This window comes from Candidatus Igneacidithiobacillus taiwanensis (genome assembly GCF_031962545.1).
Classification (GTDB): domain Bacteria; phylum Pseudomonadota; class Gammaproteobacteria; order Acidithiobacillales; family Acidithiobacillaceae; genus Igneacidithiobacillus; species Igneacidithiobacillus taiwanensis.
The window spans coordinates 1-13,095 of the sequence record NZ_JAVRKK010000054.1 but is presented as its reverse complement, the minus strand read 5'-3'; the positions used below and the strand labels follow the sequence as shown (position 1 = coordinate 13,095).

Here is a 13,095-nt window from a genome sequence, read left to right as displayed (position 1 = left end):
AGGCAACCCACCACCCGCAATAATCGTATAACAATATATTCTTGTTGTTTGACAGCGGATCGGCTATAAAGGAGAAAACTTTTGCAGCAGGAGCGCTCCCATGCCCACCCACCCCGAGAACCACATCGCAGAAGTGCGGCCCATTCGTCTTACCGAGTTGCGCAGCGTCATCCGACCAGAGCGCTACCAGCAATCCCCTAGCCGCGCCCTGCTTGCTTATGCCTTCGACGGCAGCCTGTATCTGGCGGCGATTGCCGGGGCCCTGCTGGCGCCCCACTGGGCCCTCAAACTACTCTTTGGTCTGCTGGCGGGGTCTGCCATCGCTTTCATGTTCGTGTGGGCGCACGACGCCGCCCACGGCGCGCTATTTCGCAGTCAGCGCCTATCGCGTTGGTTGGGTACGCTCTTCATGCTGCCTTCGTTCAACATGTACCGGCTCTGGGCCCATGGCCACAATCGCGTACACCACGGCTTTACCAGCTTGAGCTCCGTCGACTGGATTTGGCGCCCCTGGACCCCCGCCGAATACGAGGCGAAACCCCGCTTTCAGCGCCTGCTCTATCGCTTGGAGCGCAGTCCCTACGGTTGCGCTCTGCATTACCTGCTGCGCGTGTGGTGGCCGGGCATGATCCGCTTTCGTGGTGACGGCAAAAACCGTGTTCTCTTCCGCCGCGACAAGTGGCTGACCTTGGCATTTTTTGTGGGCTTTTCCGTGCTCGCCTACGCCGTTGGAGGACTGTGGTCGTGGTTTGCCGCAGTGCTGCTGCCTTTTTTGGTCTTTAACTATTACATCGCCTTGTTCGTCTTTTTACACCACACCCACCCCGACCTGCCCTTCTTTGCCGAAAAGGAAGACTGGTCGCCGGCCTTGGGACAACTCTACTGCAGCACCATCGTACGTTGCTCGCGCATAAGTGAGATGCTGATCCATAACATCCTCATCCACACGCCTCACCATGTGGATCCGCGCATCCCCTACTATCATCTGCGCGAGGCTTACGCCGATTTGGCCGCCCACTACGGTCAGTACATTCACGAGATGCGCTTCAGCTTGCGCGGGGTCTGGCGCATCTTCCGCGAATGCCAACTCTACGACTACGAGAACCGGCGCTGGCTGCGCTTTCGCCAGCGCCGGGCGTGGCTGGCCGAACAGCAGCTGCCGCGGAGCATCGTCCCCCTGGGAGAGCACGCGGCGCCCTGAAGCGCTCAGCCGCCGTAGTAGTCGCGGTACCAGGCAACAAAGCGCGCAATGCCGGTGGCAAGCGCCGTGCGCGGGGCAAAGTCCACCGCCTGCTGCAGCTCCGAGACCTCGGCATAGGTCGCATGGACGTCGCCATCCTGCATGGGGAGAAGCTCGAGGGTTGCTCGTCGACCAAGGGCTTCTTCCAGTACATGGATGAAGTCGAGCAAGGCAACGGGCTGATGATTGCCGATGTTGTAGATGCGAAAAGGTGCGGCACTACTGGCGGGGTCCTGCGGCCAGGACGATTGCGGCGCCGGGACCAACGGCAGCAGACGGAGCACAGCCTCGACAATATCGTCGATGTAGGTGAAGTCGCGCTGCATCTGCCCGTGGTTGAAGACCGGTATTTTCTCCCCAGCGAGGATTTTTTGCGTAAAACTGAAGTAGGCCATGTCTGGCCTGCCCCAGGGTCCGTAGACGGTAAAAAAGCGCAGTCCGGTCATGGGGATACGATAGAGGTGGGCGTAGCTGTGGGCCATCAACTCGCCGGCGCGCTTGGTGGCGGCGTAGAGGCTCACCGGATGGTCGACCGGATCGTGCACGCTATAGGGCAGGCGACTATTGGCCCCGTAGACCGAACTCGAGGAGGCAAAGAGCAAATGCTCGACCTGCTGGTGCCGACAGCCCTCGAGTATGTTAAGAAAACCTTGCAGATTGCTATCTACATAGTCGTGGGGCGCCTTGAGGGAGTGGCGCACCCCGGCTTGGGCAGCCAAGTTGACCACGGCGGCAAAGGGTGTTTTTGCAAAAAGCCCCTCCATTCCGGCGCGATCGGCCAGATCGAGGCGCTGAAACTGAAACCCAGGGTGGCTTTCGAGCAGGTGCAAGCGCGCACGCTTCAGGGCCGGGTCGTAGTAGGCATTGAGGTTGTCGATACCATAGACCGTGTAGCCCTCGGCGAGTAACCGGCGGCTGAGATGAAAACCGATGAAGCCTGCCGCACCCGTAACTAGCACTCTGCCTTCCATCTTTACTCCTTGTCGCGCAGCCAGCGCAGGTAGCGACGCACGCCAGCGGCGACGTCGAGAAAGGGCTTGTCGTAGCCGGCGGCCCGCAGCCGTCGGATATCCGCCTGGGTAAAGCTCTGGTACTTGCCGTGTAGGGCCTCGGGCATGGGCATGTACTGGATGACGCCGGTCTTTTGCAGCTCTGCCAGACTACGAGCCGGCCGTCCAGCCTCCTCGTCGATGGCCTGGATTACAGCTGTCGCTACCTCATTGAAGCTCTGCGCCCGACCCGTGCCAACGTTGTAGATGCCGGACTGCGGCCGATCGAGGAAATGCAGGTTCACGGCGACAACATCATCGACGTGGATGAAATCCCGTTGCTGCTCACCGTCGGCATAGCTATCGCTGCCGGCAAAGAGCCGTACCTGCCCCTCCTGACGATATTGGCGGGAAAAATGCAGGGCTACTGAGGCCATACGCCCTTTGTGGAACTCCCGGGGCCCATATACATTAAAAAAGCGAAAGCCATGCACCGGCGCTTGCAGTTGCCCCCAGTGGGCACGCAAATATTGGTCGAACTGAAATTTGCTGAAAGCGTAGATATTGAGCGGATCTTCGGCGCTGCGTTCCTCATGAAAGGAGCCCGTCATACCATAAACCGAGGCGCTCGAGGCATACAAAAAAGGTACGCGCTGTTCCTGACACCAGTGGAATAGGGCCTTGGTATAAGCAAAGTTGTTTTCCATGACATAGCGACCGTCGCTTGCCATGGTGTCGGAGCAGGCTCCCTGATGCAGAATGGCGTCGATTTTACCAAACCGCCCCGCGAGCAGGGCGGGTAAAAAGGCCTCGGCTTCGTAGTAGTCGCGGATATCGAGATCGGCGAGGTTGCGAAACTTGTCCGGACGTTGCAGGTGATCGCTCACCAAAATATCGGAAATTCCCCGTTGATTCAGGGCATACACAAGATTGGCACCGATAAACCCGGCACCGCCAGTGACAATAAACATATCTGCGCGCACCTCCTTCGCGCTATCATAGCAAAAACCCGTGGGAGAGGAGCCATGCCCGATCAATCTTTGCTGACCATCGTCGTTCTCCTCGCTGCCGCCGTACTACTGGTCGCGCTGGCGCGAACGATTCGCCTGCCACCCATCATCTCCTATCTGATGGTAGGCATCCTACTCGGTCCGCATGCCTTGGCATTGGTTCCGGACGAGGAGCGGATGCGTCATTTGGCGGAGTTTGGTGTCGTCTTCTTGATGTTCAGCATTGGCTTGGAATTCAGCTTGGCGCAGTTCATGCGCATGCGCCGCCTCGTTTTTGGCCTGGGTACTGCCCAAGTTTTGCTCACTGCTTTCGCCTTTTTGGCCGTAGCCCTGCTCATTCCCCTGCCCTGGCGAACCGGTGTCACCCTAGGGGGTATTCTTGCGCTTTCTTCTACCGCCATGGTGGTGCGCGCCCTGGCCGAGCGCCTCGAAACCCAAAGCCGACATGGGCGAATTGCCATCAGCATCCTGCTGTTTCAGGATCTTGCCGTCATTCCCTTGCTGATCTTGATTCCTGCGCTGGCGGGTTCTACCGCCAACCTTCCCCACGATCTCGCCATTGCCAGCGGCAAAGGCGCTGTTGCGGTGCTGATTCTCCTACTGCTCGGGCGGCCGCTGATCAATCCGTGGTTTGGCTGGGTAGCGGCGCGCAAGTCCAACGAGCTCTTTATGCTGAATTTGCTTTTGGTGACTCTGGCCTTGGCCTGGGTTACCGAAGCGGCCGGACTTTCGCTGGCCCTCGGCGCCTTCATTGCCGGCATGCTGCTCGCCGAAACGGCCTATCGCTACCAAGTGGAAGCGGACATTGCATCTTTCCGTGACATCCTGCTTGGGCTCTTCTTTGTAACCATTGGGATGATGGTCAATGTGCCGGTGCTCCTTGCCTACCTTCCTTGGGTGCTCTTCGTGTTGTTGCTCATTTTTGTGCTCAAAGGCGTTATCGTTTGGGCAGTATGCCGGTTCGCCGGCTTCGAAACCGGCGTGGCAATTCGCAGCGCCATCGTTCTCGCCCAGGCAGGAGAGTTTGGTTTTGTATTGATTTCTTTGGCGGCGCAGAAAAATCTCGTCCCTAGTAATGTCCTCCAGCCGGTGCTCGGCGCCATGCTCTTGTCGATGCTACTGGCACCACTTCTGGTACAGCATAATGGCCGCATTGCCCGCTTTTTTGCACCCGGGTACAAAAAACAGCGGCAGCAGAATTTGGACATGGTGCGCGAGCAGGATTTACGCGAGCAAGTCATCATTTGTGGATATGGGCGCGTCGGCCAGAGTATCGCCCGCGTGCTTGACGACGAGGGCGTGCCCTACCTGGCCCTGGATCTCGATCCCACCCGCGTGCGGCAAGCCCAGGCTGCCGGCGAGTCGATTTTTTATGGCGACGCTGGCCGCCGCGATCTACTGGAGGCGGCCGGGATTGCCCATGCCCGCGCCATTGTCATCACCTACGGCAATTCCAAGCAGTCGATTCGCGTGCTGGCAGCGGCCAAGGAGCTGCGACCGCAAATCCCGGCCATCGTACGCGCCCACGACGACAGCCAAATGGAAGCACTGGAGGCGGCGGGCGCAGACGCGGTCATCCCCGAAGTCACCGAAGGCGCCTTGATGCTGGCCTCGCAAACCTTGCTACAGATTGGTTTTCCCATGAGCACGGTGTTGCGCCGGGTGCGTCGCTTTCGCCAGGAGCGCTATAGCCTCTTTCGCGGCAACTTTTGGGGCGGATCAGAGCCCGGAGAAGACCAGAACTCGCCCCGCCTTTACCCCATTGCTCTTGGCGAGACGGCCTATGCCTTAGGGCATCGCCTTGGCGACTTGGACTTGGAGCGCTTCGACGTGCAGGTAGCCGCCGTGCGCCGCTTTGGCATTCGTGGTCGTGAGCCTTCGCCAGATACCCGCTTGCGTCGCGATGATGTAGTGGTGCTCTTTGGCCGGCCGGAAGCCTTGGCCGAGGCGGAGCGCTTCGTGCTCAACGGCGAGCAGGAAGAAAAGCCGGCCAAGGCGCAAGAAGTCGCCTAGGGGCATGGGATCATAGAGGGGTAACGGGATGCGTTGGAGTCTATTGGAAATTGAAAGGCAAACAGAAATTGTCATCTGGCAGGGAGAAGAGGCCTTTCTGCTACGCGACCTGGGTGCAGAGTATGGCGCCCGCGATGTGCTCGAAGCCAGTCCGGCACTACGCGATCGGCTTTCGACCCCAACTTGGCACCAGGGACTCCGCGCCGTCGACTTGAAAACAGCACGCTACCTGCCGCCCCTACTGGGCCAAAAGATCCTCTGCGCTGGCCTCAACTACCGCGATCATATCCTGGAAACCCACAGCGAAACGCCGACCTATCCCAACTTCTTCATCCGCTTTCCAGATTCTTTTGTAGGACACGAGGAGGCCCTGGAGATCCCACCGGTATCCTCCGCCTTCGATTACGAAGTAGAGCTCGCGGCCGTGCTCGGACGGCCTCTCTTTGGCAGCATCTCGCGCGATGCGGCGCTGGCGGCGGTAGGGGGCTACACCCTTTGCAACGATGGCAGCTTCCGCGACTTGCAATTTCGTGCAAGCCAATGGACCCTGGGCAAGAATGTGCCGCGCAGTGGCGCTCTCGGGCCTTGGGTGCTAAGCGCCCACGAGTTGCCCTTAGGGGCGCGAGGCTTGCAGCTGCAGACCTGGGTGGGTACGGAGTGCCTACAAAATGGCAACAGCGCCGACCTACTCTTTGACGTTGCCGACTTGCTGATTGCCCTGGCGGCGGTCTTGCCTTTGGGGCCGGGCGATGTGCTCGCCACCGGTACCCCAGCCGGGGTCGGCTTTACTCGCCAGCCACCGCGCTTTTTACAAGACGGCGAAGTCTGCGAACTGCGTATCGAGGGTATTGGCAGCCTCCGCAACCCGGTACGCAAGGTCGCTCACTCCAAATAGGTGTATCCCTGCAGACCATCGCGGAACTCGCGCAAAAAGCCCTCGCGCTTGGCGGCCGGGATGTGCAGATTGGTGGCCGCCAGCTTCTTTTCGAACTCGCGCACCAACTCTTCGGCAGAAAACTGCACCGCTTGCAAGACTTCCGCCACGGTGTCTCCAGGCACCGCCCCCTCCAGACGCAGGGAGCCGTCGCTTTCGCAGATGACATTGACGGCATCGGCATCGCCAAAGAGGTTGTGCATGTCACCCAGAATTTCCTGGTAGGCGCCCACCAGAAAAACGCCGAGACAGTAATTTTCGCCCTCCTGCACGGCATGTACCGGCAGGCTAGGGCTGAGCCCATCGGCGGTCACATAGGCATCGATACGCCCGTCGGAGTCGCAGGTGATGTCCTCGAGGCGAGCGCGGCGGGTTGGGCGCTCATCGAGACGCTGGATGGGCATGATCGGAAACACCTGGTCGATGGCCCAGACATCGGGCAAGGACTGGAAGAGAGAAAAGTTGGCAAAATATTTATCTACCAGTTTTTCTTCTAGTTCATCCAGAATTTCACGATGGGCGCGCTTTGCGGCATCGAGCAACGATCGGCAGCGCCACATGAGGTGCGCATAGATCCGCTCTGCCCGCGCCCGCCCGGCAAGATCCAGCAGCCCGAGCTTGAAGGCCTGCTGGTCTTCGCCAAGGCGAAAAACCGCTTCTTGATAGATTTCCAGGGCGGTGCTTGCATCGGGACGGCTTTCCAGGCGCGCGAGCAAACGCGCCCATGGGTCTTTGGCATCCTCGGGCCGGTCCGTTGCCGCCAAACTCTCCCCCGCCGCCGTCTCGACATCGATGACGTTGAACAACAGCACCGCATGGTGCGCCGTTAGGGCGCGTCCCGATTCCGAGATGATACGCGGTTGCGGCAGCGCCTCCTCCCGGCATAGCTGCGCGAGTCCTTCGACTACCGCTTGCGCGTAGTCCTCGAGGCGATAATTGGTGGAACAGTAGGCGCGGGAATGGGTACCCTCGTAATCCACCCCCAAACCGCCGCCCACGTCTACCACCTGCAGATTGGCGCCCAAGCGTCGCAGCTCGCCGTAGAGGCGGGCGCACTCGCGCATCCCCTCATGTATATGCTGAATATTGGGAATCTGCGAGCCGAGATGAAAATGCAGCAATTGCAGATACTCGAGGGCGTCATTGCGCTCCAACTCGGCTACCAGCTTGAGGATTTCCGTAGAAGAAAGACCAAATTTGGATTTTTCGCCGCCGGTATTCTGCCATTTTCCTGCCCCGGCCGAGGCCAAACGGGCACGCAGCCCGATACGCGGCCGCACCCCGAGCTCCTGGCTGATGCGTAGAATCAACGGTAGTTCGGCGCTCTTCTCCACCACCAGATATACCTGCAAGCCAAGGCTCTCGCCCATCAGGGCGAGACGAATATATTCCGCATCCTTGTAGCCGTTGCAGATGATCGTCCCGCCCGCGGGCATGAGGGCAAGAACGATCAACAGCTCCGGCTTGCTCCCCGCCTCCAGACCAATCTGCCCCGCGCCGGCGTGCAGAATCTCCTCCACCACCCGGCGCTGTTGGTTGACCTTGATGGGATAGACTGGGGTATAGGAAGCGGCGTAATTTTCGCGACGCATTGCCTCCGCAAAGGCATGTTGGAGAGCCCGCACGCGCTGCTGCAAAATCTGCGGAAAACGCAAGAGGCAAGGCAAGCCAAGATTTTGGCCGGGCAAGCGGCTCAACACGTCGACCAAGCCAGCCCGCGCCGAATCGGCGCCACCCTGGGGCGTTACCCAAAGCTGGCCATCTTCACCTACCTGAAAATATCCCTCGCCCCAATGGGCAAGATTATAGAGATTGCTTGCGTCTTCCCCAGTCCAGCCCACTTGCCGCCCTCCCCTCATGCTCGCGCGGCTCAGTCTAGGGCTTGCCGGGGTCGCGCTCAAGGCATACCGCCCAGGCTGCGTTACAAAGCCTCGTTGGCGTAGTCTGCCAAACGCGAGCGCTCGCCCCGGCGCAGGGTCACATGGCCGCTGTGCTCCCAGTTTTTGAAGCGATCGACCACGTAGGTCAGGCCCGAAGTCGTCTCGGTAAGGTACGGAGTATCGATCTGGGCAATGTTGCCTAGGCAGACCACCTTGGTCCCTGGCCCGGCGCGGGTGATCAGGGTCTTCATCTCCTTGGGCGTGAGGTTTTGCGCCTCGTCGATGATGACGAATTTTTCGAGGAAGGTGCGCCCGCGCATGAAGCTCATCGATTTGATACGCAGGCGCTTGCCGATGAGATCCTGGGTCGCGCTGCGCCCCCAACTGCCCGCGCCCTCCGGGCCGCGGGAGAGGATTTCGAGATTATCTTCGATGGCCCCCATCCACGGCTGCATTTTCTCTTCTTCGGTGCCCGGCAAAAAGCCGATCTCATCGCCCACCGGTACGGTGGCACGGGTAATGATGGCCTCGGCATAGCGCTTGTCTTCAAAGATTTGCTGCAGCGCCGCCGCCAGGGTCAGCAGCGTCTTACCGGTACCTGCCGGCCCGAGAATGCTGACGAAGTCGATGTTGGGATCGAGGAGCAAAGACAAGGCATAATTCTGTTCGCGGTTGCGCGCGCGCACTCCCCACACCGCATTGCGCTCGGTGCTGTAGTCGACAATGCGCTCGATGATGGCGTGATCCGGGGCGACGGAACGGACGATGGCCGAGAAGTCCTCGCGCTGCTCGCCTTCGGGACTGATCTGGATGAATTGGTTGGGGTACCAATGGGCGATCGCCGGCCCGCGCAGGCGGTAAAAGCTGCGTCCACTCTCCTGCCAGGCATCGAGGTCGCGGCTGTGGTGCTCCCAAAAATCCGCCGGCAGGATGTCGACGCCAGTGTAGAGCAGGTCGGCATCTTCCAAGGCGCGATCGTTGTGATAGTCCTCCACCCGAATACCCAGGGTGCGGCCCTTGATGCGCAGGTTGATGTCCTTGCTAACCAGGATCACCTCGCGCTCGGGGTGCAGGCTCTGCAAGGCCAAGGTCACCGCGAGAATCTCGTGGTCCGCCTTACCCCCCGCCAAGTCTTCGGGCAACTTTTGCTGGTAGGCTGCCGTCTGGAAATACAAACGCCCCTGGGCGTAGGGCAGCGGCAAACCCGCCTCGAGGTCGGCATCGCTGGCTAGCATCTCATCGAGATGCCGACTCACTTGGCGCACATTACGTGCCTGCTCGCTCAGACCTTTCTTGTGCTGGTCCAACTCCTCCAACACGATCATCGGCAAAAGGATGTCGTGTTCCTGAAAACGGAACAACGACGCCGGATCGTGCATCAAGACATTGGTATCGAGAACGTAAAGGCGCGGCTGATTACCCTCGGGCTTGTCGCTCATTTGGCGAGCTTTTGCACTTCGGCCAGGATTTTTTCGGCGTGGCCAGCGGCCTTTACCTTACTTTCTGCATAGGCCAACTTGCCTTCGGCATCGATAATGAAAGTGCTGCGCTCGATACCCATGTACACCTTGCCGTAGTTCTTTTTTTCCTTGATGACGTCGTAGGCCTTACACAAGGTCTCGTCGGGATCGGAAAGCAGCGAGAAGGGAAAGGAATATTTGCAGGCGAATTTGTCGTGGCTGGCCACACTATCCCGCGACACGCCGAGCACTTCCGCCCCCAGAGCCTGGAATTTGGGGTAGAGAGCGCTGAACTCCTGGCCCTCTGTGGTGCAGCCCGGGGTATCGTCTTTGGGGTAGAAGTAGAGGACCACGATCTTGCCCCGCAGGCTTTCCGAAGATATCAGCTCACCGCGTTGATTCTGCGCCGCAAATGCCGGAGCCATTTGACCGATTTCGAGGGTTTCCGCCATGACTTTTCTCCCTGTTGGTTAGGACGAATCTACCGCGAGCCCCGCGCGACTGTCCAGTTACTTTGCCGCGGCTGCGCCTGCGGGGTACCATTCAGACATGGACCAACAGAGTGCAGTGGCAGAACGTACCAGCGAGGCAGAGCGCCGCATTCGCGCCGCCGGCCAGCGCCCGACCAAAGCGCGGCTGCAGATTCTGCAGGCGTTGCTCGATCTTGCGCAGCCGGTGAGCCATGGCGAAATTCAGGAGCACATTCTCGAGCACTGGAAGGAAGCCATGGACCGCGTTACCCTCTATCGCGGCCTCGACTGGCTGGTGCAACACCAACTCACCCACCGCATTACCGCCGACGACCGCGTCTGGCGCTTCAGTGCCATCAACCTCGAGCACCCCTCCCATCCGCATTTTCATTGCCTGCGCTGCGGGCAAGTCCTTTGCCTACCCGAAAGCCAACTCCCCCAGCCCATCCTCCCCGAAGACTACCGGGTCGAGGAAATCGAAATGGTCGTCAACGGCATCTGCCCCCATTGCCAAAAGACCGTGGAGAGCGGGGATAAGAAGGGGGGCTGAGAAATCCGCGGTTTTTTCATCAGTCGGATTCGATCATACCCAAACAAAAATCTGCGCAGGACGGCGAGCTCTACGACATAACAAGCCTGCCTCGCTCACAAGGTCTACCACTGCAATACCAACGGTATATCCAAACGCCAGCAGCCTAGTGCATTTAGAGCGAAGGTCGGCTAAATTGGTAGCGCCGCATAACCAATCGAGTCGAGTAAGGAGAAAACATGTACAAGTCTTTTTGGATCAGCGTCGCCTCAGCCGCTGCTCTTATCGCATCGCCTTTTGCTCTTGCGCTACCCAGCAAATCCGCGCAAATGGTCCGATAAGATTTATTTTTTTCGGAAAAGGGATATGAGTTCTTCTAGGCCTTTGGCTATAGGCGGAAGCTCTACTCTGAGGGGCCCAATTTCATATTTTCCACCAGATAAAATAGCTGCTACGGCTAAACTTATTGCAATTCCCTCAAAAACTACTAATAACGGATTCTCTCTTTTAATATCTCTAATAGCTAGTCGATACCTTTTATCGAGCCGATCACGATACCTGATATACTCAAACAAATCTAACTGCATGTTGCGGTAAAATTCTAAACTTTTTTCCGATGACCTATACTTCTCTGCAAGATAAGTGACACTTTCCTGATTAATATCCTGAATACTAGATATGTATCGGAAATCCGAGCTCATTGTGATCGATATATCTCTATATAATAAACTAAAAATCATGAAATAATCACCGAGATCAAAAAGATCGATATTATTTCCATCCGTATATATTGTAGCAGCAACTTCTTCCGCGACGCCGGTTAACATTTCTTCTCCTTAAGGTAGATTCCTAGATTCTGAGATGAAAACCTTTAACTAAACATATTTACTTGACTATCGCCTTGAGAAGCCCAAATCATGACTTAACAAACCAGATAGCCGCACCAAACATAATAACGGTACTCAACCTTGGATTTACATACCAAGAATTACCGTCGTGAACGCTAGGTTGTAAATAACACCTACTCATTTTCCAAAAGCTACCGGATCTCGTGGCTCAGACCAGTGCACCGCAAAACAGCTAACCGGCTAATCTAAAATCGCGATGCAGCATCCGTTTTCAGTCTTCGCTGGCTTTACCTAGCATACTTCATAAGTACAGCACCGTTTGCGGACAAACTAAATCCAAAATACGAATGTCACAATGCTACTCCTAAAAGATCGCTGATGGCACTACTCTATAAGGTTAAAGGTCTTCCGGGATGAGAAGATGCATAGCCACCCAATTCTCTACAGAGTACTATAGATTCGGTAGCCCCATAGTTCCTCCAAGCCCTGCCCACAGTCCTCGCGACGTTACAGGTACCAATCATCGACGCTCAAAGCATCGCCTCCGCTGCTGCACGCCTAAAGAGCGAAGCGGCAGCGAGCAGTCCTCGGGAGGCAGCGCGGCGAACTGCAACCGCCGCAACGAGAGCGTCGCTGGGAGTGTAGGCTCGTGCCATGCAGAATGGTTGCCGTCCAGTCATATTGGAAAGCGGCGTGTCTTCTGCGCCCAATCGAGGCGGACGATACGCGAGCTGACCGGGCCGTCCGGGGCCAGTCATCTAATCGCCAACACAAGGCCTTTTCGCGCATCGGCGCGCGAAAAGGCTCACTGAGCACATTAATTCTCCGCCTCCTCTGTCATATTGTCCTCCTATCGATACGTTACCGTTGAATAAACGGAACCATGTAGTGCTCCAAAAGTCTATCCGCACGTATTGAAGATACTTCGAGCAACCGCGTACATTCAGCTTCAACTTCAATATCGGTTAATTGTGATTCACTCAATTTCCTAAATAGAGTTCGCGCATCAGCAATCATAGCGTTTAGCTTTTCGTACGTGAGCGCATAGGACCCACTTGCGATGGCAGCTTCTGTCGCAATATTGGAGGGATGCACAGAAACTCGGACAGCCTTATATCCAGGGTACTCTTTCTTGAACCATTGTTCGGCCACAAGTAACTGGCCGTGCTCCTCCTTGGTAAAAGAATTCTTGCCATCTTTCCGGCTCTTGGCCTCAATGATGACGCCGACCAATTGGGGCAGGAGCCAGAGAACGTCAGGACCGACACCGTGATTGTCGCACCGCTCCGATGACAGCCCGATTAGTTGCGCGAACTCAACAAGAGATTGCTCGAACTGATTTGCTGTAGCTTTGGCATGGAGATAGGAAACAACTTCCTCAAAATGCTTTAAAAATCCCCTACGGAGGTGATATCCGCGAAACTGGGAAGCGATTGCAGCCGCCTGTTTACTGGGCTTCGGAAGTGGCCGGTAGGGAGGAAGTGTTTTGGGGCGTAAAAGATTTCGGTTTTCGGCATAGGCTTCTCGCTGTAATTTATCCGCTAGCTCGCTATTCCCCCAATCATAGGCGATGTAGGAAGCAAACTGTAGCAGCCATCCACGCGTTTGCGGGTCGAGCGACGTTAATCCATTTGGATTACGCAACCTATCAATAGCCTTTTCATGATAACCTGCATACCAGAGGTCGAATGCCTTCCGCTCCGTCGCAGCTACGTCAAAACG

At 57.3% G+C, this 13,095-nt stretch carries 11 protein-coding genes; 4 read left to right on the top strand and 7 right to left on the bottom strand.

All coding sequences use genetic code 11. The features are described from left to right. Nucleotides 1-100: 100 nt before the first annotated feature. Nucleotides 101-1,201: a fatty acid desaturase gene (locus RTI30_RS08320; protein WP_312263005.1), complete on the top strand. Its 1,101-nt coding sequence runs from the start codon at nt 101-103 to the stop codon at nt 1,199-1,201. A gap of 5 nt (nt 1,202-1,206) precedes the next feature. Here RTI30_RS08320 and RTI30_RS08315 read toward each other — a convergent pair whose 3' ends face one another. Together RTI30_RS08315 and rfaD are read right to left on the bottom strand one after the other, a co-directional pair. Next, entirely contained in the window at nt 1,207-2,211 is a 1,005-nt protein-coding gene (locus tag RTI30_RS08315; protein WP_312263006.1) for an NAD-dependent epimerase, read from the bottom strand. 2 nt (nt 2,212-2,213) lie between these two features. Continuing rightward, the gene (rfaD, locus tag RTI30_RS08310; RefSeq protein WP_312263007.1) at nt 2,214-3,200 is read right to left on the bottom strand and encodes an ADP-glyceromanno-heptose 6-epimerase; all 987 of its coding nucleotides are present in this window, start codon (nt 3,198-3,200) and stop codon (nt 2,214-2,216) included. A gap of 54 nt (nt 3,201-3,254) precedes the next feature. Here rfaD and RTI30_RS08305 point away from each other — a divergent pair, with 54 nt between their 5' ends. Continuing rightward, the gene (locus RTI30_RS08305) at nt 3,255-5,252 is read left to right on the top strand and encodes a monovalent cation:proton antiporter-2 (CPA2) family protein (RefSeq protein ID WP_312263008.1); all 1,998 of its coding nucleotides are present in this window, start codon (nt 3,255-3,257) and stop codon (nt 5,250-5,252) included. Nucleotides 5,253-5,280: 28 nt separating this feature from the next. After that, the gene (locus RTI30_RS08300) at nt 5,281-6,147 is read left to right on the top strand and encodes a fumarylacetoacetate hydrolase family protein (protein ID WP_312263009.1); all 867 of its coding nucleotides are present in this window, start codon (nt 5,281-5,283) and stop codon (nt 6,145-6,147) included. Here RTI30_RS08300 and speA read toward each other — a convergent pair. From speA to RTI30_RS08285, 3 genes are all read right to left on the bottom strand, one after another. After that, nucleotides 6,135-8,027 carry a biosynthetic arginine decarboxylase gene (gene speA, locus RTI30_RS08295; RefSeq protein WP_312263010.1) on the bottom strand — a complete coding sequence of 631 codons (1,893 nt, stop codon included), beginning with the start codon at nt 8,025-8,027 and terminating at the stop codon, nt 6,135-6,137. The two genes, RTI30_RS08300 and speA, sit on opposite strands and share 13 nt — an antisense overlap. 80 nt (nt 8,028-8,107) lie before the next feature. Then, nucleotides 8,108-9,505 carry a PhoH family protein gene (locus RTI30_RS08290; protein ID WP_312263011.1) on the bottom strand — a complete coding sequence of 466 codons (1,398 nt, stop codon included), beginning with the start codon at nt 9,503-9,505 and terminating at the stop codon, nt 8,108-8,110. After that, nucleotides 9,502-9,978 (bottom strand): peroxiredoxin, encoded by a 477-nt coding sequence (locus tag RTI30_RS08285; RefSeq protein ID WP_312263012.1) that lies wholly within the window; start codon nt 9,976-9,978, stop codon nt 9,502-9,504. Before RTI30_RS08285 ends, RTI30_RS08290 begins: the two co-directional genes overlap by 4 nt. Before the next feature lie 115 nt (nt 9,979-10,093). Here RTI30_RS08285 and RTI30_RS08280 point away from each other — a divergent pair, with 115 nt between their 5' ends. Continuing rightward, a complete protein-coding gene (locus RTI30_RS08280) occupies nt 10,094-10,546 on the top strand; it encodes a transcriptional repressor (RefSeq protein WP_312263013.1) in 453 nt (150 codons plus the stop codon). 323 nt (nt 10,547-10,869) lie between these two features. On the opposite strand, the gene RTI30_RS08275 is transcribed toward RTI30_RS08280, so the two are convergent. Together RTI30_RS08275 and RTI30_RS08270 are read right to left on the bottom strand one after the other, a co-directional pair. Continuing rightward, entirely contained in the window at nt 10,870-11,352 is a 483-nt protein-coding gene (locus RTI30_RS08275) for a hypothetical protein (protein WP_312263014.1), read from the bottom strand. An 882-nt stretch (nt 11,353-12,234) separates the two neighbouring features. Continuing rightward, nucleotides 12,235-13,095 (bottom strand): hypothetical protein (locus RTI30_RS08270; RefSeq protein ID WP_312283626.1); only part of this gene is annotated, 861 nt, incomplete at its 5' end.